25 protein-coding genes and 1 pseudogene are annotated in these 19,215 nt (G+C 65.9%); 16 read left to right on the top strand and 10 right to left on the bottom strand.

Annotated features, from left to right (window positions below; translation table 11 throughout):
• Positions 1–15: 15 nt before the first annotated feature.
• From ACZ6TB_RS01600 to ACZ6TB_RS01590, 3 genes are all read left to right on the top strand, one after another.
• Positions 16–216, top strand: a complete 201-nt coding sequence (locus ACZ6TB_RS01600) for a hypothetical protein (protein ID WP_465549377.1) — start codon at positions 16–18, stop codon at positions 214–216.
• A 349-nt stretch (positions 217–565) separates the two neighbouring features.
• Positions 566–1,063 (top strand): NUDIX domain-containing protein, encoded by a 498-nt coding sequence (locus tag ACZ6TB_RS01595; RefSeq protein ID WP_465549375.1) that lies wholly within the window; start codon positions 566–568, stop codon positions 1,061–1,063.
• Between the two features lie 765 nt (positions 1,064–1,828).
• Positions 1,829–2,257 (top strand): pyridoxamine 5'-phosphate oxidase family protein, encoded by a 429-nt coding sequence (locus ACZ6TB_RS01590; protein WP_465549373.1) that lies wholly within the window; start codon positions 1,829–1,831, stop codon positions 2,255–2,257.
• Between the two features lie 515 nt (positions 2,258–2,772).
• Here ACZ6TB_RS01590 and ACZ6TB_RS01585 read toward each other — a convergent pair.
• Positions 2,773–3,171 (bottom strand): VOC family protein, encoded by a 399-nt coding sequence (locus ACZ6TB_RS01585; RefSeq protein WP_465549371.1) that lies wholly within the window; start codon positions 3,169–3,171, stop codon positions 2,773–2,775.
• A gap of 865 nt (positions 3,172–4,036) precedes the next feature.
• On the opposite strand from ACZ6TB_RS01585, the gene ACZ6TB_RS01580 reads away from it, so the two are divergent.
• The 8 genes from ACZ6TB_RS01580 (at position 4,037) to ACZ6TB_RS01545 (ending at position 9,194) form a co-directional block, all read left to right on the top strand.
• Positions 4,037–4,240: a hypothetical protein gene (locus tag ACZ6TB_RS01580; RefSeq protein WP_465549369.1), complete on the top strand. Its 204-nt coding sequence runs from the start codon at positions 4,037–4,039 to the stop codon at positions 4,238–4,240.
• A 149-nt stretch (positions 4,241–4,389) separates the two neighbouring features.
• Positions 4,390–4,983, top strand: a complete 594-nt coding sequence (locus ACZ6TB_RS01575) for a PadR family transcriptional regulator (RefSeq protein WP_465549367.1) — start codon at positions 4,390–4,392, stop codon at positions 4,981–4,983.
• A 103-nt stretch (positions 4,984–5,086) separates the two neighbouring features.
• Positions 5,087–6,040, top strand: a complete 954-nt coding sequence (locus ACZ6TB_RS01570) for an ATP-binding cassette domain-containing protein (RefSeq protein WP_465549365.1) — start codon at positions 5,087–5,089, stop codon at positions 6,038–6,040.
• A complete protein-coding gene (locus tag ACZ6TB_RS01565; RefSeq protein WP_465549363.1) occupies positions 6,037–6,882 on the top strand; it encodes an ABC transporter permease in 846 nt (281 codons plus the stop codon). Before ACZ6TB_RS01570 ends, ACZ6TB_RS01565 begins: the two co-directional genes overlap by 4 nt.
• 103 nt (positions 6,883–6,985) lie before the next feature.
• Complete coding sequence (locus ACZ6TB_RS01560; RefSeq protein WP_465549361.1) at positions 6,986–7,408, top strand: DoxX family protein; 423 nt, start codon at positions 6,986–6,988, stop codon at positions 7,406–7,408.
• 27 nt (positions 7,409–7,435) lie between these two features.
• Positions 7,436–8,269 carry an alpha/beta fold hydrolase gene (locus ACZ6TB_RS01555; protein ID WP_465549359.1) on the top strand — a complete coding sequence of 278 codons (834 nt, stop codon included), beginning with the start codon at positions 7,436–7,438 and terminating at the stop codon, positions 8,267–8,269.
• A 12-nt stretch (positions 8,270–8,281) separates the two neighbouring features.
• Entirely contained in the window at positions 8,282–8,572 is a 291-nt protein-coding gene (locus ACZ6TB_RS01550) for a hypothetical protein (RefSeq protein ID WP_465549357.1), read from the top strand.
• Between the two features lie 340 nt (positions 8,573–8,912).
• Positions 8,913–9,194, top strand: a complete 282-nt coding sequence (locus ACZ6TB_RS01545) for a hypothetical protein (RefSeq protein WP_465549355.1) — start codon at positions 8,913–8,915, stop codon at positions 9,192–9,194.
• Positions 9,195–9,603: 409 nt separating this feature from the next.
• Here ACZ6TB_RS01545 and ACZ6TB_RS01540 read toward each other — a convergent pair whose 3' ends face one another.
• Complete coding sequence (locus ACZ6TB_RS01540; protein WP_465549353.1) at positions 9,604–10,161, bottom strand: GNAT family N-acetyltransferase; 558 nt, start codon at positions 10,159–10,161, stop codon at positions 9,604–9,606.
• Positions 10,162–10,549: 388 nt separating this feature from the next.
• Here ACZ6TB_RS01540 and ACZ6TB_RS01535 point away from each other — a divergent pair.
• Positions 10,550–10,639, top strand: a pseudogene (locus ACZ6TB_RS01535) (O-acetyl-ADP-ribose deacetylase); the annotation flags it as partial.
• A 31-nt stretch (positions 10,640–10,670) separates the two neighbouring features.
• Here ACZ6TB_RS01535 and ACZ6TB_RS01530 read toward each other — a convergent pair.
• Positions 10,671–10,796, bottom strand: coding sequence for a hypothetical protein (locus ACZ6TB_RS01530; RefSeq protein WP_465550302.1), 126 nt, complete (start codon positions 10,794–10,796; stop codon positions 10,671–10,673).
• Entirely contained in the window at positions 10,793–12,130 is a 1,338-nt protein-coding gene (locus ACZ6TB_RS01525; RefSeq protein ID WP_465550280.1) for an MFS transporter, read from the bottom strand. Before ACZ6TB_RS01525 ends, ACZ6TB_RS01530 begins: the two co-directional genes overlap by 4 nt.
• A 126-nt stretch (positions 12,131–12,256) precedes the next feature.
• Between ACZ6TB_RS01525 and ACZ6TB_RS01520 the strand changes: the two genes are divergently transcribed.
• Positions 12,257–12,727, top strand: a complete 471-nt coding sequence (locus tag ACZ6TB_RS01520; RefSeq protein WP_465549351.1) for a MarR family winged helix-turn-helix transcriptional regulator — start codon at positions 12,257–12,259, stop codon at positions 12,725–12,727.
• A 7-nt stretch (positions 12,728–12,734) separates the two neighbouring features.
• Here the strand turns inward: ACZ6TB_RS01520 and ACZ6TB_RS01515 are convergent, their stop codons facing one another.
• The 3 genes from ACZ6TB_RS01515 to istB form a co-directional block, all read right to left on the bottom strand.
• Entirely contained in the window at positions 12,735–13,412 is a 678-nt protein-coding gene (locus ACZ6TB_RS01515; RefSeq protein ID WP_465549350.1) for a hypothetical protein, read from the bottom strand.
• A 381-nt stretch (positions 13,413–13,793) separates the two neighbouring features.
• Complete coding sequence (locus ACZ6TB_RS01510) at positions 13,794–14,021, bottom strand: hypothetical protein (protein ID WP_465549348.1); 228 nt, start codon at positions 14,019–14,021, stop codon at positions 13,794–13,796.
• A 12-nt stretch (positions 14,022–14,033) separates the two neighbouring features.
• On the bottom strand, positions 14,034–14,810 hold the full coding sequence (istB, locus tag ACZ6TB_RS01505; protein WP_465549346.1) for an IS21-like element helper ATPase IstB: 777 nt from the start codon (positions 14,808–14,810) through the stop codon (positions 14,034–14,036).
• Positions 14,811–14,836: 26 nt separating this feature from the next.
• On the opposite strand from istB, the gene ACZ6TB_RS01500 reads away from it, so the two are divergent.
• On the top strand, positions 14,837–15,202 hold the full coding sequence (locus tag ACZ6TB_RS01500) for a hypothetical protein (RefSeq protein WP_465549344.1): 366 nt from the start codon (positions 14,837–14,839) through the stop codon (positions 15,200–15,202).
• Positions 15,203–15,283: 81 nt separating this feature from the next.
• Here the strand turns inward: ACZ6TB_RS01500 and ACZ6TB_RS01495 are convergent, their stop codons facing one another.
• The gene (locus tag ACZ6TB_RS01495; RefSeq protein ID WP_465549342.1) at positions 15,284–16,357 is read right to left on the bottom strand and encodes a phosphotransferase enzyme family protein; all 1,074 of its coding nucleotides are present in this window, start codon (positions 16,355–16,357) and stop codon (positions 15,284–15,286) included.
• Positions 16,358–17,157: 800 nt separating this feature from the next.
• Here ACZ6TB_RS01495 and ACZ6TB_RS01490 point away from each other — a divergent pair.
• Complete coding sequence (locus tag ACZ6TB_RS01490; RefSeq protein WP_465549340.1) at positions 17,158–17,346, top strand: hypothetical protein; 189 nt, start codon at positions 17,158–17,160, stop codon at positions 17,344–17,346.
• A gap of 58 nt (positions 17,347–17,404) precedes the next feature.
• On the opposite strand, the gene ACZ6TB_RS01485 is transcribed toward ACZ6TB_RS01490, so the two are convergent.
• Entirely contained in the window at positions 17,405–17,674 is a 270-nt protein-coding gene (locus ACZ6TB_RS01485; RefSeq protein WP_465549338.1) for a hypothetical protein, read from the bottom strand.
• 254 nt (positions 17,675–17,928) lie between these two features.
• Here ACZ6TB_RS01485 and ACZ6TB_RS01480 point away from each other — a divergent pair, with 254 nt between their 5' ends.
• The gene (locus ACZ6TB_RS01480; protein ID WP_465549336.1) at positions 17,929–18,285 is read left to right on the top strand and encodes a hypothetical protein; all 357 of its coding nucleotides are present in this window, start codon (positions 17,929–17,931) and stop codon (positions 18,283–18,285) included.
• Positions 18,286–18,621: 336 nt separating this feature from the next.
• Here ACZ6TB_RS01480 and ACZ6TB_RS01475 read toward each other — a convergent pair whose 3' ends face one another.
• Complete coding sequence (locus ACZ6TB_RS01475; protein ID WP_465549334.1) at positions 18,622–18,990, bottom strand: hypothetical protein; 369 nt, start codon at positions 18,988–18,990, stop codon at positions 18,622–18,624.
• Between the last annotated feature and the right edge of the window lie 225 nt (positions 18,991–19,215).

Raw genomic sequence — 19,215 nt, 5'->3', positions numbered from 1 at the left:
ACGAACTGTACCGCCGTGACAACCTCGTTGGAGGAACTGGCGCCGGCGTTCCACGCAATACTCTTCGACCGCGAGGACAGCTACGCATGCTCGCTCGTCGACGAGCCGTTCGCGCGCGTACCCGAAGGCGGCCCCGACCTTCGCGCGACCGAAGCCCGCGCCCACGAGGATCTGCCGTTCATCTGGTGGGTGGTGGACCGCGTCAGCGGTGGATGAAGCCCTGGCTTCTGGGTGCCACTCATCGGTGCAAGCGACGCCGACCCCGCCACGGCCGAGCTCAGCCACCTTCACCACGCGGTGGAACGCGACCTCACCCTGCTCGACGTTCTGGCCCTCGAGCCCGGCCAAAGTGCCTACCGGACCGGGCCGGCTGCCCCCCGGACCGGCAGCGAGCCATCCTGAGACGAGAAACGCGACAACCGTGAGGCGGGATCACCTCGAACACGGCAAACGCGGCCTCACTCACCGCAGCCATCGAGCGCGTGTCGCGGCAAATGAGTGCGCCAATCACGCGTCGTCCTCAAGTGCTGGAGGAGTAACCGGCGCCAGATCTAGCATGCTCTCCATGAGCGACGTCAACCCCGGTGAGCTACCCGAGCCGACGTTCGTACTCCCGACCATCCCGGCCTCGGCCGGGGCTCTTATACGTGGCCGCAAGGGCCGATTGCTCATCCTGAAGCCGACGTACAAGGGCGGCTGGACGATCCCGGGTGGGATTGTCGAGATCGGCGAGTCACCCTGGGATGCGTGTCGCCGCGAAACCAGGGAGGAGTGCGGCCTCGACGTCACCACGGGGCGGCTCAAGTGCGTTGACTTCCTCCGCCCACGGCCTGACCGTCCGGGTGGTATGCGCTTCCTTTTCGACTGCGGCGTCTTCGACGACGCCGTCTTGGACACGGTGGTCATCCAGCCGGTCGAGATCGCCGAAAGCCGGATCCTGCCGATAGACGCGGCGCTGCCTTTGCTCAGCGGACCCGTCCGACGTCGTGTACGCGCCGCTTGGAAGGCAAAACGGGTGCGCTATCTGGAGGACGGCCACCCGGTACAGGGGGTCAGCCCTTAGCGGCAGGGAATCGGCGTCCGCGCACAACGGCAAGGTGACTCGATGCCGCTCACTGGCTGGTCCGCGACTCGAGGCTAGACAAGGACGGGCCGTGGTCTGCCAGCGCCGCCGCCACCCCGACCGTACAGCGGCATGACTATCGATCTAGATGGCCTTCGTTCTCGTTGCTCTCGTCGCACTTGTCATTGGAGGTGGCGCTGGCTTCCTCCTCGGCGGACGGCAGGAACGGCGCGGGCCCTTCAGAGCGCCTTTCAGCAGTACGCTAGTCAGACGGCCAACGATCAGGTCCAGGCCATCGTCGGATTTCTCCGGCTTGTCAACCGGTTCCGACCCGCCGAGGCATATGCCATGTACGGACTAGCGCTGGTGCACTATCCGGACGAAGTGGCCAACCCAATTCGTGCAGGCCTGCGCAACAGCTAGCGATGGCGCGACGCCGGCATCGACATGTCATGGGCCTGGAACGCCGTGCACTGACCTGGCCGCCAGGTTCGGCACCGAGCAAATCCTGACCACCCCGCACCCAGTCAGTCCGCAGAGCTCCCAGCGCAAGCCGCTGCACGAGGCCGCACGGCGGAGTACCGCCGATTACACCTGCCGGTCAGAGTCCGTTTGACCGCGGCCGGGCCGACGCTTATCGGCACCAATTAGGTCCCGTCGACAATCACGCCCGGTGACCACTGTCTCCAGGCGCGCGCACGAACAGCGGCGGATCCGTGCACTGATGGGAAGGTTTTGTCGGACCCCAGGCGTAGCGTCCGGGCCATGGCATTGTCGAGAGAAGAACGCGAAGAATTTCTCGCTGAACCGCACGTGGGAGCCCTGTCGGTGGTCGAGCGGCCTGATCGCGCGCCGCTGACTGTTCCTATCTGGTACCAGTATGAGCCAGGTGGTGAGCTATGGATTGCCACGGGACCGGACGCACGAAAGACAAGGGCGATCCGCGCGGCGGGTCATTTCGGCCTGATGGTGGAACGCAGTGCGCCGACGGTCAGGTACGTGTCGGTGCAAGGACCAGTGGTGCGTTTCGAGCCGGGCTCACCGGCAAGGTCGTTGGAACTGGCACGGCGCTACATTCCGGCCGCGAGGGTGGAGGAATACTTGGAGTTCGAGCGTACGCAGATCGGGGCACAAGTCATCGTGCACATGCGTCCCGAGAGCTGGCTATCCTCGGACCTTGGACCTGAGTGGTAAGTGACGTGCCGGCTTTGGCTACGGGTTCGGTGACGGTCCTATCCTGCGCTCACAAGGGCTGAACGAACGCACTGATCTCGGCAGAACCGGGCGCCGGCCAGCCAAGCAGGCCTCCGTTGAACGTGTTCGACAGGCAGCTGCGGCTGCAACTGACTTTTCCGAGTTGCGGAAGCGGTCTTCGCCTTCCTGCGTGCCTGGTAACGACTTGATCGGTTAGGTTGACTTTCGAATCGTCGGCTATTGGAGATCAAGACCGATGGTGCTCCCACTGCTGGTGGAGATCATCATCTGGACCAGCGGCGAGGCGGAACTCTCCACGATGCGCCGGACCGACGACCGCGGCCATGCCGAGCCGCTTCTGAGCGGCGTTCGAGTTGAGTTTCTGGTGCGGTACCTGCCAGTTTCTCTTCGAGCGGTTGCCGGCGCAACGACGGCGTTCTCGCCAGACGACACGAACGGCCCCTGCAGGCACGGCACCGGGCGCGACCGTATGCGCGGGAGATCGGCCCGTTGCGTCAGATGTCTGCCTCGACAGCGAAGGTGTTGCCGTCAGGGTCCTGAAACCATGCGATCCGCCCGCCGCCAGCCCTCGCGGTGATGCCTCTTGCGTCGTGTTCGAGCTGGTCGTAGCGGTTGATCTCGACGCCGGCCGCGGTGAGCTCGTCGACGATCTGGTCGAGATCCTCCACGTACCAGGTGGCCAGCGTCGCGGAGGTCTCTCCGGCGGTGGTGGACTGGTAGACGTTCAGGGCCGCGCCGCCGGCGGACTCGTAGACGCGGCTGCCGTTCTCGACGCGGGCGCTTGGACCGGACCACAGCGACCGCAAGCCCAGCTTGCCCTCGTAGAACGCGACGGCCCGTCCGATGTCGGACACGGCGATCGAGGCCCTTACAGGATGCGCGCGCAACGGCATGCACCACATACTGCCACTCGGCGCTCACCCGCATTGACGAGCCGATCGCGCATGGCGCCAGGTTAGGGACCCTTTCACAGCGACCCGAGTCCCGCCGTGCGGTCCGACCGGACGTCACCGTCTCCGCGTCGGGCGGCGCGTCGGAACGGACCCATCGCCAGTCGCATCGCGGCAGGTGAGAACGTCGTATGGCGGCACCCTGCAGCCATGCCGAACCGCTTTTACCGCCGCGGCTGGGACGAGAACTGAGGCGATGAGTTCGACATCTGGGGCCACTCACTCTGGTGTTTCGAGACGAACGACGAAGGCTGGCCCATTCGTCAGGTCGAGGTGTACGACGCCGGCCACGTCCTGCGTTACGGACCCGAACACGATGAAGACCGCAACGGAGGTCTCGACCAAGCCAGCCTCTACGACTCCGACGAGGACTGGAGCACTTTCAAAATCACCGACACCGAGTTCGAAAGGGTCTGGTGCTCGGACAACGCGTGACGACCCGCTCGTCAGCCAGCGCACCCATCGCGGCATGAGAGTAACTTCGGCGCGTGCGGATGACATCGTGCTGCGGCTCGACAGGGCTACCGCGGAGGACCTTTATGTGACGCTGCATGAGGTCGGAGAACATATCGCGGCCGGCGCGTCCATTACTCCGCCGACCGCTGACGAAGTTGAGCGGTGGGGAAGGCTCCTGCAAGACCTCGGCCATCGCCTCGGCCGTACCTGCTCACCCTTCTGCGACCACCTGATTTTGGAGGTCTCCACCGGCACCGTTTGTAGGTCAGTGCTGACACCACCCGGACCAGGAGGGCAGCCTAGTGTTGGTGGGAGTTGACACCACCTGGCGGGCGCGCAAGCGGAGCTCGTAGTGCAGGCCAAGTGGCGGGAGCACCCCGATCGGGACACCCCCGAGCGCGTCCGCGATCAGGCCGAACTGTGGGCGGGGCACGCACGCACCGAACTGGAGTGGGCGAAGAGCCTGAGCAAACGACTGTCTGAGGGCGCCTACACCATGGCCGATGATCCGGGTTCGTGGCGAACGGTCCCCGATCACCTCAAGATGCGCTTCTAATCAACCTTGACTAGACGTTTCCCCTCGCGTACTTTGGCCAAGTAATCAAACTGGACTAGCTCAACCAATCCGTTCGCAACACCGAGAGAAGGAATCGAACCCATGGGAAGCTCGCGATCGAGACAAGCAGATTGAGCGGAGGTGGGCGTATGTCGGCGACGAAGCTCCTGGTACTCGGTATCGTGCACCTCTCCGGCGGCGCGCATGGCTACCAGGTGCGGTCCGAACTGCAGAGCTGGGGTGCGGAGATTTGGGCCAAGATCAAGCCCGGCTCGATTTATCACGCGCTGAAGAAGGCGGCGGCTGATGGCCTCCTCACCGAACACGCCGAGCCGGGCAACTCTGGGCCGGAGCGCGTTTTGTACCGCGCGACAGCTCGGGGACGTGACGAGATAGTCGAACTGGTCCGCGACGGTCTGCGGCGCACCCATGACCCCACCATGCTCGACGCGGCCATCGCCATGTTGCCCATGCTGACCAGGGCAGATGCCATCGCGCACATTAACGAGCGGGTCGCGCGCCTGGAAGCGGAGCTCGTAGAGCAGGCCAAGGGGTGGGAGAACCCGAACCCCGACATTCCCGAGCACGTCCGCGATCAGGCCGAACTGTGGGCGGGACACGCACGCACCGAACTGGAGTGGGCGAAGAGCCTGAGCAAACGACTGTCTGAGGGCGCCTACACCATGGCCGATGATCCGGGTTCGTGGCGAACGGTCCACGATCCCCTCAAGATGCGCTTCTAATCAACTTTGACTAGACGTTTCCTCCTCGCGTACTTTGGCCAAGTAGTCAAACTTTACTAGCTCAACCAATCCGTTCGCAACACCGAGAGAAGGACTCGAACCCATGGGAAAGCTCGCGATCGAGACGAGAGGGTTGAAGAAGAGCTTCGGCAAGACCCACGCGGTCGCCGGTGTGGATCTGGCCGTGAGCGCCGGGGGCGTGTACGGCGTGCTCGGTCCGAACGGGGCGGGCAAGACCACCGCGATCCGCATGCTGGCCACGCTCCTGCGCCCCGACGCCGGAGAGGCGCAAGTGCTCGGCTACGACGTCGTGCGTGACGCCCGGGCGGTGCGGAGCAGGGTGGGCCTCACCGGGCAGTTCGCGTCGGTCGACGAGGACCTCACCGGGGTGGAGAACCTGTTGCTGCTCGCCAGGCTGCTCGGCTACTCACGCCGCCGAGGCAGGGAGCGGGCGGCCGACCTGCTCGACGCGTTCGGTCTTGCCGAGGCGGCTGACCGGCAGGTGAAGAAGTACTCCGGCGGGATGCGCCGGCGCATCGACATCGCGGCGAGCCTGGTCGTCACCCCCGAACTGATCTTCCTCGACGAGCCCACGACCGGGCTCGACCCGCGCAGCAGGAACCAGGTCTGGGAGATCGTCAGGGGCATGGTCGCCGAGGGTGCCACCGTGTTGCTGACCACGCAGTACCTCGACGAGGCCGACCAGCTGGCCGACCGGATAGCGGTGATCGACCACGGGAAGGTGGTCGCCGAGGGCTCGACCGGCGAGCTCAAGGCATCGGTCGGCGCCGGCTCGCTGCACGTACGGCTACGTGCGCCCGAGCAGCGGGCCGAGGCCGAACGGGTCCTCGCCGGCGTCCTCGAGGTGCAGGTCGAGCCGTCCGCCGACCCGGTCGCGCTGTCCGCGCGGATCTCCGGCCCCGAGCGGGTCGCCCGTTCCCTGGCCGAGCTGTCCCGCGGCGGCATCGACGTCACCGAGTTCGCGCTCGGTCAGCCGAGCCTGGACGAGGTGTTCCTCACCCTGACCGGACACGCCGCCGAGGAGGATGCCGCATGAATGCCACGACCGCGGAACAGGCGTCGACGCCGGTCACCGGGGACGCGCTGCGCAGTGTGCTGTTGGCCGGCGAGCGGCCGTCGCGCCCCGGCCCGGTGCTCACCTCGCTGACGTTCGGCTGGCGCGCTTTGCTGAAGATCAAACACGTGCCCGAACAGCTCGTCGACGTGACCATGTTCCCGATCATGTTCACGCTGATGTTCACCTACCTGTTCGGTGGCGCGCTCGCCGGGTCGACTCAGGAGTACCTGCAGTTCCTGCTGCCGGGCATCCTGGTGCAGGCGAACGTCATGATCACCATGAACACCGGCATAACGCTGAACACCGACATCCAGAAGGGGGTGTTCGACAGGTTCAGGTCACTTCCGGTGTGGCGACCGTCGCCGCTGGTCGGCGCCCTGCTCGGCGATGTGATGCGCTACTCGATCGGGTCGGCGATCGTGATCACGCTCGGACTGGTCCTAGGGTTCCGGCCGGAGGGTGGCGCCGTCGGCGTGGTGCTGTCGGTCGCGCTGCTGCTGGTGTTCTCGTTCTGCCTGTCGTGGCTGTGGACGATGCTCAGCCTGATCCTGCGCACGCCGAACTCGGTGGCGGGGGTCAGCATGATGGTGATGTTCCCGCTGACGTTCGTGAGCAACATCTTCGTGGACCCGAAGACGATGCCCGGGTGGTTGCAGGCGGTCGTCGAAGTCAACCCGATCAGCCACCTGGCGACCGTGGTACGCGGCCTGATGGACGGCTCGGTGCCCGCCGGGGAAATCGGCTGGGTGCTCGTCTCGTCAGTACTTCTCGTCGCGGTCTTCGGTCCCATCACCATGGTCCTCTACCGCAACAAGAAGTAGATGCCGCTCCCGCGAGCACTTGGTCGAAATCAGCTCCGACAACCCGGCCCACTCGGCCAACGCCATCACCGGTACCAGGCCCGGACACGACAAGGAGAGCCGAATGAGCACCATCCCCAAGAACAACTCGGAAACCGTTGCGCACACGCCCGGGCGGGCGAGCAGCATCGGGGTCTGGATTCTGCAAGTCGTGCTGGCGGCGACAATCGCCGGCGGCGGAATCTCGAAGCTCGCCGGCGACCCGGTCATGGTGGACATGTTCACCGACATCGGGGCTGGCCAGTGGCTCCGGTACCTGGTCGGAGCGCTGGAGGTCGCGGGAGGGGTTGGACTTCTGATCCCGGCTCTGGCGGGCCTGGCCAGTCTCGGGTTGGCGGCATTGCTGACCGGTGCTGTCATCACCGATCAGTTCGTGCTCGAGCAGAGCCCTTGGCTGCCGCTCGCCTGTCTCGTCGTGGCGGGCGTGATCGCAAGGGCGCGGTGGTCGCGCACCGAGGCCGTCGTCGGCACGCTGCTCAGGCGCTGAGACAAACCTCTCGAACGGAGATGTGAGATGAACGAGATGGACTTTCGCGTGACATCAAACGATGGCACCACCATCGCCTACGACCGGAAGGGAAGCGGCCCGGCTGTCGTCCTGGTAGGCGGCGCGCTGGACGACGGAGCCGAGAACGCTCCCTTGGTACCTGCTCTCGCCGAGCACTTCACGGTCTACAACTATGCCCGTCGGGGACGCGGCGCGAGCGGCTTCACCGAGCCCTACGCCGTGGAAAGAGAGATCGAGGACCTGGATGCGTTGATCGCGGAGGCGGGTGGCTCGGCACACCTGTTCGGGGCGTCCTCTGGTGGCGCGCTGGCGCTGGAAGCCGCCGCGGCCGGGTCAGCCATCGACACGATCGCCGTGTGGGAGGTGCCCTACGCGGTCGGGGACGACATACGCCCGCGATTCGAGGAGTACATCGCGGACACCCGGCGCGCCTTCGACGCCGGGCGAGACGAGGAGGTTCTCGAACTGTTCATGCGCCTGTCCGGCGCTTCCGACGACAACATCGCGGCCAGGAAAGCGGCAGGCAAGCAGACGGCGCATTGGGCGGATTCGGTCGCCCTCGCGCCCACGCTGGTCCACGACAGCATCTTCCACAACCGCTACCAATTGCCGACCGATCGACTGGCAACGGTCACCCAACCGGTCCTGGTCACCACCGGAGGACCGATCACGGTCCCCTACATGGCAGGCCTGCCCTCGGACTTCTTCGACCGCGCGGCCGACGAGCTTGCAGACCTACTACCCCACGCTCAACGGGAGACCCTCGAGGGGCCGGATCACGTCGTCGACCCACAGACCGTCGGCCCGCTGTTGCTACGGTTCTTCAGCAGCGAACACTGAGGGGCCCGCGAGGTGTTGCGGGAATACCGATTAGGCACCGCGCAAGCAGATCTTCGTCGCGCCAGGGACACGGGGCGGACAGGTGGTGCCGAGGTTGATGTCGTCGGCGGCATCACAGGCCTGATCCTGGGCGTGCTCGTCACCAACGTCTTCGTCGCCACGCAAGGCCGGGCCTTCGTACTGACCTGGGCTTCAGTCGGACTCGACCTGGCCTACTCGCTGCTCATCGGCTCCGTCGTCGGTCGTACCCCGCACTCCGGGCCGCCTCAAGTGCCGCCCACCGAACCCCTGCGCAGCACATGACCAGGCACCTCGGCAGGGCCAGTGATTCCGGGCTGTGGTCGCATGCGGTCACCGTTCCCGGGTCGACCTGTACGCGGCGATCCGACGGGATGCCCGAGCTGGGATGTCCAACCGCGCTGCAGCGCAAGCACGGCGTCGGCTTCCGAACCGTGACGGCGGCGCTGGAATCTGCATGGCCGAAGGAGAGAAAGCAACCGCCCAAACGCGGGACACGGTTTGACGCGTACCGAGTGGTGATCGACGACTGGCTGCGCTCGGACCTCGACGCGCCGCGGAAGCAGCGACACACACGGCGAAGCGGATCTTCGATCGACTGCTTGACGAACATGACGGGGCCGGGGTGGTGTCGTACTGGATGGTCCGCGAGTACGTCGCCACCCGACGCCGCGAGATTCGCGTCGAGGTCGGACGGGAACCTGCCAACGCGTTCATCCCGCAAGAGCACCTCCCGGGCCGCGAGGCCGAGGTTGACTTCGGCGACGTCGCCATCCGCCTGCGCGGCGAGCTCGTAACCTGCGCGCTGTTCAGCCTTCGGCTCTCCTACTCGGGCAAGGCCGTGCACAGGGTCAGTGCCTCGGCTGGGCAGGAAGCCTTCTTCGAGGGTCAGGTCCTCGTTGCGTGAGCGATTGTCGACAACCTTCCTGACCTGGGCGAATGGCCTCTGCTCGCTGCAGCTGGCTGCAGTTGAGCGCGGTTGGATACAGTTCGGTGTCAACGAACGGTCCGCAAGCCGCTGACCAGCGACTCTACGACAGCCTGCGGAAACGCTGACGCAGTTAAGTGCAGTTCAGAGCCGTTGGGCGCAGTTCAGTGCAGTTGGGAGCACCCCGCTGCTCCCAATCTGCTCCCACGTCGGGGTCGCCGGCGGCGGCCTGAGTCGAGCTCCGAGCTACCCAGATGCGAGCGCGAAGCAGGCGGCGCGTCGCCGGGCCATGTCGCGGTTTCGACGCCTTCCTCCGGCGCCGTTTCCCGCAGACGCGCTCCTAACGGCCGCGCACGGACAGCGGCAAATCCGGACATCCTCTGTCTGCCTACGGGCCCTCGACCTCGACCTCGTAGATGATCTCCAGACCGTTTACGTCATCCCACTGTTCACCGACCCTGACGAAGCCGTATTGCGACGCGAGTCGGAGGGAGGCGACGTTGTCCGGTCGGATACTTACCCGCGCCGTACGCACCCGCGGCTCTCGGGACGCCCGCCGGAGCAGTGTTTCCAGCGCGGCTCGGGCATAACCGCGTCGCCGGTATGCCGGGTCGACCGTGTATCCGATCTCCACCATCCCTAACGGATCGGGTAGCCCGTGGTAGCCGGCGTGACCGACGGCCAGTTGCTCCCGTTCACACCATACGACGCCGTTGACCCAGGCCGCGCTGGCTGGATCCATCGCGATCTGTTCTGCACGCATCTGCCACACGTACCGCGACGACGGGTCGATGAACAGCGGTGACAAAGGCACCGGGCTCACTGCGTTCGCGGCGGTGAGGTCACCATCGGCCAGGGCCCGGAACACCGGACCGAGCAGATGCACTATGCGAACGTGCTGCCCGGCACCCCGTTCAGGCGGAACGATCTGCTCCTCGGAGGTCATCGCGAAATCCTGCCACGACACCCTGAACCGATACTCGCGATTTCGCCAGCACGATCGGGGATCAGGCGTCCATCAACCCGGAGAACCCAACGTCCACCATGTTGATCAGGCGCACTAAACTCGGCAGATCCGGTAAACCCGGTCGAGTTGGCCGATGCTGTTCTCCAGCGTCGGCTCGCCCGACACCAGGTTCCGCGAGCTGGGTTCGCGATGGCGATCTGGTTGAGGCTACCGAGCAGCACCCGTCAATGGCCATGAACCTCGGACTCCAGTGCGCGGGGGAGGCGATCGCCAAGACCGCCATGGCTCACCGAGAACCAGGCCGGCGATACTTCTGATCAAGTGAACGCCGAGAGCGGTCGACCGTCGGCGCGGAAAGGCAGATGCGGTGCGGATCGGGCTGGCTACCGGGGACATCACGGCCGAGCGGGTCGACGCGATCGTCAACGCGGCGAACTCGTCGCTGCTGGGCGGCGGAGTCGAACGGAGATGTGCCCTCGCAGCATCCATCAAGGTTGCCCGCTGGCGGGGAGGCTGGTCCGGTCGGACAGCTTGACCATGGAAAACGTGATGACGACGCAGAGCAGATACAGGCCGGCGGCGATCGCGAAGCCGGCGATGTAGCCGCTGGTCATGGCCTCTTCATGGAGTGGTCGACCGCCGCGCGACGGGTCGTCGCGGCGGCGACGGTGGCCAGGACGGCCAGGCCGAGCGCGCCGCCGACCTGCCCGCCGGCGGTCAGCAGTGCCGAACCGATGCCGGCTTCGGAGCTGTCGATGCCACGGACGCCGATGCTCGTGGCGGTGGTCGCGATGATGCCAATCCCAGTCCCGGCGACCACCGAGGCCGGAATCAGGACGGTGTAGATGCTGGAGTCCGGCGTGATGAGGCACAGCCATCCCGTGCCGACGGCGGCGATCAGCAGGCCGGTCGAGAGCGCGGTTCGTGCCGAGAGGCGACTCAGCAGACGAGGCGCGATCACGCCGGCTCCCAGGCCGGAGCCCACCGCGAACGGCAGGTACATCAGGCCGGTCCGCAACGCCGAGTACCCCAGGACGTCCTGCATGTAGAGGGTGAGAAAGAAGTAGGTGGTGAACATTCCGGCGGATTGGATGAAGATGACGAGGTTCGCGCCGGCTCTGCCGCGGTCGCTGAGCACGTCGCGCGGGACCATCGGCGCCGCGCTGGTCCGCTGAGTGATCACGAATATGATCAATGCGGCGGACGCGGTGGCGAGCCAGGCGATCACGATCGGGTCGCTCCAGCCGTACTCGCCCACCCGATTCACCCCGAGGATGAGCGCGCCGATGCCGAGAGTTCCGGTGAGCGCGCCCAGGATGTCGATCCTGATGCGCTCCGGCGCGGGCTCGACCAACCGGCCGAGGCCCAACAGGATCGCGATGACGATCGGTACGTTGACGAACAGCACCCAACGCCAGCCGACATAAGTGGTCAGGACCCCGCCGGCCAGCAGGCCCGTGACCGCCGCCAGAGCCGTCGCAGCACCGTAGAGACCGAGTGCTTTGGACCGCGCCCTGCCCTCCGGGAAGGTACTGACGAGCAGCGACAGTGCGCCCGGGGTGGCCAGCGCGGCGCCGACTCCCTGCAGGGCACGCAGGGCGATGAGCCAGGTTCCGTCGGACGCGAGCCCTCCGGCCAGCGAGGCCGCGCCGAAGAGCACCAGGCCCGTACGGAAGACACGCTTGCGACCGTATTTGTCGCCGGCGCGGCCGGCGACCAGCATCAGGCCGCCGAAGGTCAACGCGTATGCGTTGATCACCCAGTTCAGGTCGGACAGCGGGATGTGCAGCGAGTTCTGGATGCTCGGCAGCGCGACGATCATGATCGTGCCGTCCAGCACCACGATGAACCGGGCCAGGGCAATGACGAAGGTCGCGACGCCCAGGCCGCGGACCGCAACCGGCCCGGCCTCTACGGCGATGCGCGGTGGTAGATCTTTCTGATCCATGCTGGCAGGTCCCTTCGAGGGAGGTGCTGGGAACTCATTCGGACACCCGGGACGGGATGCGACCGCCCGAGTAAGCGCTCGCGTGGCCGGTATGTTGGCAGCGCCAACAACGGGTAGGGTCGGGCCATGCCGATGGATCAACCGCCGGGACGCCCTATCGCCCGCGTCGACGACCGCCCGACGTGGCTCATCAGCCGGGTCTTCGCTCGCTCGTCGGGCCTGCTCGCCGCAGCGTTCGAGGCACACGGACACGGCCTACGCAGTTACCACTACCGTCTGCTGGCCGCGCTCGAGCAGTGGGGGCCGGCGAGCCAGGCCGACCTGGGCCGGGCGACCGGGATCGACCGCAGTGACGTCACAGCGGCAATGTCCGAGCTCGAGTCGCGCCGGCTGGTCGAGCGGTCCGCCGATCCGGGGCACGCTCGCCGCAACATCGTCACCATCACCGCGGCCGGGACCGAGCAGCTCCTGGCGCTCGACGGCGTCATCGACGCTGTTCAGGAGCAGGTTCTGAAACCGCTGACGGCCGGCCAACGGCGGCAGTTCGTCGCCCTGATGGCAAAGCTGCTCGCGAGCGGGACCGAGCCGGCGCGTTGAGGCCGCCTCAGTCGTGAATGTGGGTTGCCACCGCCCGTACGGGTGGGAGCGCCGAGGGCTGAGCCGGATCCCCGGTGGGAACCAACCGTGCCAGCACGGCCGGCATGGCGCCCACCGTGAAGGCGTGCACGGACGGTCCGATGGACGCGGTGACGAAGGACGCCACGAGAGGAACCTCGTCGGGAAGCTCAACCGCGTGCTCGCCGGGCTCGAGCTGCGCATCGAGCACCCGCATCGAGGTGCTCTTCGGCTCAGGCGGCGTCATCGATGTCGCCCACCAGGCCTCGATGACCACCCGGACCGGTTTCCGCAGCCCGAACCACACCGTTCTCGCCGTCGGGTCATATCCCACATTGCCGTCGGCCCCGGCGGTTGACGTGGCACCCTCGACCTGGGCGGCGATGAGCCCCGCAATCCCGGCAAGCCCTTGCACGAAGGTAGCGTGCTCGTTGACCTTGGAGATCTCGTCCCGCAGATGCTGCTTGATGCGGGTCGGGACCATGCCACCGAAGACGACGACATCAACTTTTGCGGTGTCGTAGTCGGTCAGCACCTCGTCGAATTGGTTTGTCGCGTCTGCCGCGAAGCCCTTGCGCCGCAGGATGTCGGCCGCGCCGAGGATCACTGCCGGGCTGCGGCCGATGACCAGGATCCGTTCTCTTCTGCTGTTCTCCGCACGGTCCATGAACTGGCCCCTCTGAGGCAATATGTGTTGGCCGCACCAACATAACAGGTGTTGGTCCGGCCAACAATAAATGAGCGTCACATCGGCGGTCCGGGAGTGCGTCTTCTGGCCATAGTCGCCGATCGTGTCACGGAGTGACGGTCGCGTTGCGGCTGCTGGTCGACCGCCGTGACCGGCTCGGCCGCGCCCCGCACCGAACTCGTCTCCCGGATGCACCATCTGCTGGTCCCGGTATGGGGCGTACGTCGTGCGGCGGGCCGTGTACGCGTCTCGGGTGATTGTGTCCGCGAGAACGGGAGCCGTTTGTAGGCGAGTTTCAGCGCCGGCTTGGGCGGCCGAGCATGATCAATGTCGGTGAGTTTGAGAGCCGCCCAGCGCGAGTCAGAGGTCCTGCCGGCCGCTTGAGTCTCTGGGCTCGGCCGGGGTTTCCAGCCGTCGGCGGGTGAGCGCGAGCATGTCGATCAGCCAGCCGGGTCCGCCGGTGATGTCCCTGGCACGCAGGAGCGCGTCGACCTCGTGGTGGGCCGCGGGGCTGGTGCCGGTGAAGAAGTCTTCGCAGATTCCGAGTAGTAGCGGTATCAGGTCGTCATGGGGTTCGTCAGTGTTCATGAGCTGGCCGGTTCAGGATGGCGTGCGAGTTCGGGTCTGGGCGAGGCGGTAGGAGTCGGTGCCGGTCTCGATGATGTTGCCGCCGAAAGTGATGCGGTCGACGATCGCGGCGCAGAGCCGTGGGTCGGTGAAGGTTTTGGTCCAGCCGGAGAACGACTCGTTGGAGGCGATAGCGACGGACGCCTTCTCCTCGCGTTCGGTGAGGACTTGGAAGAGGAGTTCGGCGCCGCGTTTGTCGAGTTCCATGTAGCCCAGTTCGTCGATGCAGAGCACGTCGACGCGGCCGTAGCGGGCGATGGTCTTGGCGAGGATCTTGTCGTCGGCGGCTTCGACGAGCTCGTTGACGAGTTTGGTGGCCAGCACGTAGCGGACGCGGAAGCCAGCCATCGCGGCTTCGGTGCCCAGGGCGATGAGCAGGTGTGACTTGCCGGTGCCGGAGTCGCCGATCAGGCAGAGCGGTAGTCCTTTCTTCACCCAGTCGCAGGTGGCGAGGGTGTGAACGACGGCGGGGTCGACGTTCGGGTTGGCATCGAAGTCGAAGGTGCGCAGGCTCTTGTCCCGCGGGAACGCGGCGGCTTTGATCCGGCGTTCGGATCGGCGCCGGGCCCGGTCGTCGCACTCGGCCATCAGCAGTTCGGCGAGGAAGCCTCGGTAGGTCATCTGGTCGCGGGCGGCGGCCTCGGCCAGGTCGGTGAACTGCGAGCGGATGGTGGGCAGCCGCAGCAGCCGGCAGGCGGAGTCGACGGCGGCGTCAGCGGCCTGCTCGGTGAGTCCTCGGTGTCGTGTCATGACCCGGTCCCTTCGACGGTGCGGCGATGGCGGAGGAGTTGGTCGTAGGCGCGTCCAAGTCCGCCCGCAGGACGTCGTCGATGACCGCCTTGAACGGATCCAGCACCGACGGCCGAGGCGGCAACGGCTTGCGTTCCCGTGGCCATGCCGACGCCAGAGCATCGCTGACCGTGTGCCGGCTGACCCGGTACTTTGTTGCGATGGCCCGCCCGGACATGCCCGCCCGCGAGTCCCTGCGGATCGCCGCGAACAGCTCGACCTTCGACATCCGCGGCATCGGCGGACCTCCGTCCCGACCCGCCGATGCTCCCACCGCTGCCGTGGCGCCGAAACTCGCCGACATCGAATCCACCCGATCGGGACTACCTTCCGGTGGCGCTCAAACTCAGTAACAAACCCAAGGTCAGTAACCCAAGACAAGATCGACAAAGCCGTATGACTCCGTGACGGTTCGGTATTGGACCATCGACGGCCTACCGGCGGAACGCGGCTCGCGTTGCGGCTGCGGTGGAGCGGAAGTATTCGGGTGGTTGGATGAACCACCATTCGTCGAACGGGAAGCCGTTGAGGATCGCGCGTCGGTAACCGAAGCAGGTCAGGTAGAGCGTTCGGATATACATGAGTGCTTCGAGGCGGTCGAGTTCGTCGTCGGTCGGCTCGATGTGCCGGCGGTAGGCGCCCACGGCAGCGTCGATGCGCTCCTGGTCCGGCCGCCTCGGGTTCCATGAGCCGGTGCCCCAGATCAGGTAAGCGAAGTCGGCGAGGCGTGGTCCACGACCCGATGCCTTCCAATTGATCGCGACCGGCGCTTCCTCGCTCAGGATGACGTGATCGGGGGCGTGGAGCAGGTTTCCATGCAGCAGCCCCTCGGGAAGACCGTCGCCGTCATCGGCCGAGCGCACCTTGTCCCTGAGCCGCTCGAACCGTTCGCGTTCAGTGTCCGGCACCTTGGTATCCACGGCGTCGAGGAACGCGAGCGCGGCGAGCAGGTCCTGACGCGGTGCGCCCTCACGGCTTGGATCCTCGCCGCTCGCTCCGCCCGGTCGCTTTACGGACTCGTCTTGCGGCAGGGCGTGCAGTCGTCCGAGCAGGTCACCCATCATTGCGAACTTCTCCGTGCTGTCGGGAAGCTGGCCGCCTTGGACGAACCGGGTCACGAGCACTGAACTGCCGTCGAAGTCGGATACGGCGTCGTCGACCGCGAGGCGCTCCGCGGGATAGTCCTGTCGCTGCAGAAACCGCAGGGTCGCCGCGTCGCCCTCGACACCTGCCCCGGGGCGAGCGGGCGGAAAGGCCCGTGCGACCCACGGCTCGCCGTCCCTGCGGTCGATGCGAAAGACGTAGGTCTTGTGCACGCTCAGCTTCGTCGCCGCGATCGGGTCGATGTCGTATCGAGCCCGTAGATGGGCGAGCAGCCGCTCTCCAGCGGGCTCGTGATCCATCCGCGCGCCGAGACCCCTCAGATCGGTCAGCGCTTCGGTGTAGCGCTGACCGGTGTCCTGCGCGTGGTGGCGAACCACTTTCTTGAAACTGCCGTCCTTCGTCATGACAAACCTCCTCTTGACACCCCTCGCCCCCCAGCGGCGCAGTGTGCAGAGATGGCCTGTGACGTTCGACGACCGTGAGGGCAACTTCCCCTTCGCCATTGGAACCCCGGCTGGGGTGGACGTTCCATAGCTCGGCGTCCGGTCGACGCCGTCCGAAGCACTCTATCAACCTTGGACAGCCGCGTACGGCTCGTCGCTTGCTTCGACTGACGACGCTCAACGCCCACGCCACCAAGTGGCGCTCGAACTCAGCGACACGAGAATGACCCCAGCGACTGCGGCGCTCGCTGTGAGCGACATCTGGCGCTCGAACTGACATACAAAACCACTCGGGGCATGCTGCCCTGGCGGCTGATGTCGTTTCTCGGCGACGCACATGCCAGAGGGATTCTGTGGCAAAACGGTTCGGTCTGCCGGTTCCGGCACCAGTTTCCGCAGCACCGGCTGACCGATACCCGGTGAGGGCCGACCACGGCGGGCACCTGGCAATCGATCAACAACCCGGAGGCGCGCAAAGGGAGTGATTAACATGCGGCGAGCGTTGCGGCGGGGCAATACCGAGCTCGTGGGTGCCTGAGGGGATGCACTCCCGCGGGCCTACCGAACAGGCCGTCTCGGCCGCCGGCACAGCAAGGCACAAAGCGTGAACACGTTCGAAGTTCACACCGGCCCGCGTATGACTCTTCCGAGTTGCGGAAGCGGTCTTCGCCTTCCGGCGTGCCTGGTCCGGCCGGCGGGTCCTTCGATGCCGCCGGCGACTTGACCGGCTGGTGTTCCCCGGGAATTCGGCACTCGGGCTGTTGGACCAGCTCGATCCCCATGGGGAGACCCGTTTCGGCGCTAGCCAGATGCAGCAGCTCGTCGCCGACGTCGAGCTGCTGCTCACCCTGGCGAAGGCAGGCGCTGAGCATCGTGGGCTGATACGGCTTCGATCGATGGCGGAGCGCTGCGCAGAGCAGCACGGCGAACTTTTGTTTATCGGCGATTGAGCGGGCCGAACGCGCAACTCGCGGCAGAACAGGATGCATCGCAGGGATGCCGCCGTCGTCATTCGGAAGGCGGCCTCCCGACATCCCCAAATCTGTCTAGTAGCCGTTCGCGAGCGCCGTGAAGACGGCTGGTGTAATCGGGCGTGAAGACCTCGACGAGCGACTCGTCCAACGTCCCTGCAATCGTGTAGAGCGGCGACCAGGCGGCGCGGTCATCGTTAACCAGGTTGTCGGACGCAGGCGTACCCATCATTCGGTGGAGCCAGTTGGATGGTACAAACGCCTGGTCTCTTCCGAGCTTGATCGTGAGTTCATCATCGTCGGCCACTGGCGAAGGGCAATGGTCGGCCGTGCGCCTGGTCGCCCCGCCGGCCCGGGAGCACGATCAGCGGCAGAAGGGGACGTCGCAAACGGGACAGCATTTGACCTGGTAGTGCGCGGCACGCCGTTGACCCGCGCGTCCTTTCAACCGCTTCCGATACAAGGCGTGTCGCGTGAATCGACACTCCTTGCGGCTGAAGCAGCATGATGGCCATGTCAAGGCGCCTGGGTGAAGGCATTCGTTCGGCCGGAGGAGGAGTCATGGAGTACACGGCGTTGATCTCGGGTTTGGTCGGGGCGGTCATCGGCGCCCTGAGCAGCCTGCTGACCCTGGTCGTGCAGAACGTCTACCAGAATCGGCGAGAATCGACCCGGCTTCTCTTCGATACCGCTTACAAAGATTACGAACTCAGAATCCTCAAGCTACCCGAGAACCGCGCGGCCTTCCCCGTGATTCTCGCGTACCACCAACAGATGATGAACCTCATCGACAAGGGTGAACTCACTCCGGCTTCGATGAAGGAAGTATTCGACAAGCAAGCCGCTATGAACGCTGAGGTTCTCCGAGCAACTGACCGTGCCCGAGGGTCTGTCGGGCCGTCCCAGGACCAGAACTGACGGACGGGGCCATTGAGGCCGGCGGCGACTGTGCATGTGGCGACTCCGGGCCTTCGGCGACCGGCACGAAGCCGAACGGTCAGCGGCATAGAGTGCACCCGGGCGCCTATGCCAAGGCTGTGGCCGATCATTTCGTGAGCTGTCGCGGCATCGGCGGCGCTGACACGGTCATCGGCCCTGCCCGATCCGCTATGTAGGTGGAGTAGTCAACGAAGTGGCGCTGACGACCCGGGTAGCGCTCGTCTCGATACTCTTTGCGGTCTACTGGGTCAGTCGGCTTCTCCGAATGCACGCCCCCGATCGCTCGCTTGGCAGCAGGGGATACCGCGGCCCCAGCTAGCGCTGAAAACGCCACATCGCGGCCGCCGTCGCCAACGTCGTCAAGACAGCGGCGGCACCCGTCAAGGTGCCCAGTAGCAGCGAGAGCGCCCAGCGACGGCCGCGCCGCCGAATGGCTAGCGCGATCACCAGCAGCAGGGTAAAGGGCACGATGAACAGTTCCGGCCAACTGTAGGTGGCGTAAGGGGCTCCGGCCACATCGTCAGTGCTGAGATCGAGCGCGTATGCGCACTGACTCGCGTCCCAGAACACGATCGGTGGCCAACCGAACCAAACGAGTAGCGCCAGGTGCGGTGCCAATCCAAGCAGTACGGCCAGCCACCACCGGGGAGGACGAGTCGAAGACGACCAAGATCCCTCCGTCATCGCCTCACGGTATGTCGTCACAAAGGACGCGAGACGGCGAACGCAGGATCTTCGGGCCGCATTCACCCCGCATGACGGCCACGAACACCGGCGAGCAGTGCGAGACGCGGGCTTCGCTGCTCACCGTAGATTTGGCAACTCACGCGTCAGTCCGGCGCCCGGCGCGGGAAGCCGACCATCGAGCGTGACGGCGCGTCGACTGTCGGCGGGCACGGACGGCGGCAG

The sequence above is a fragment of the Actinoplanes sp. NPDC051537 genome, from assembly GCF_055586105.1.
The sequence above is the reverse complement of the archived record's forward strand: the minus strand, read 5'-3'. Positions and strand labels throughout refer to the sequence as shown.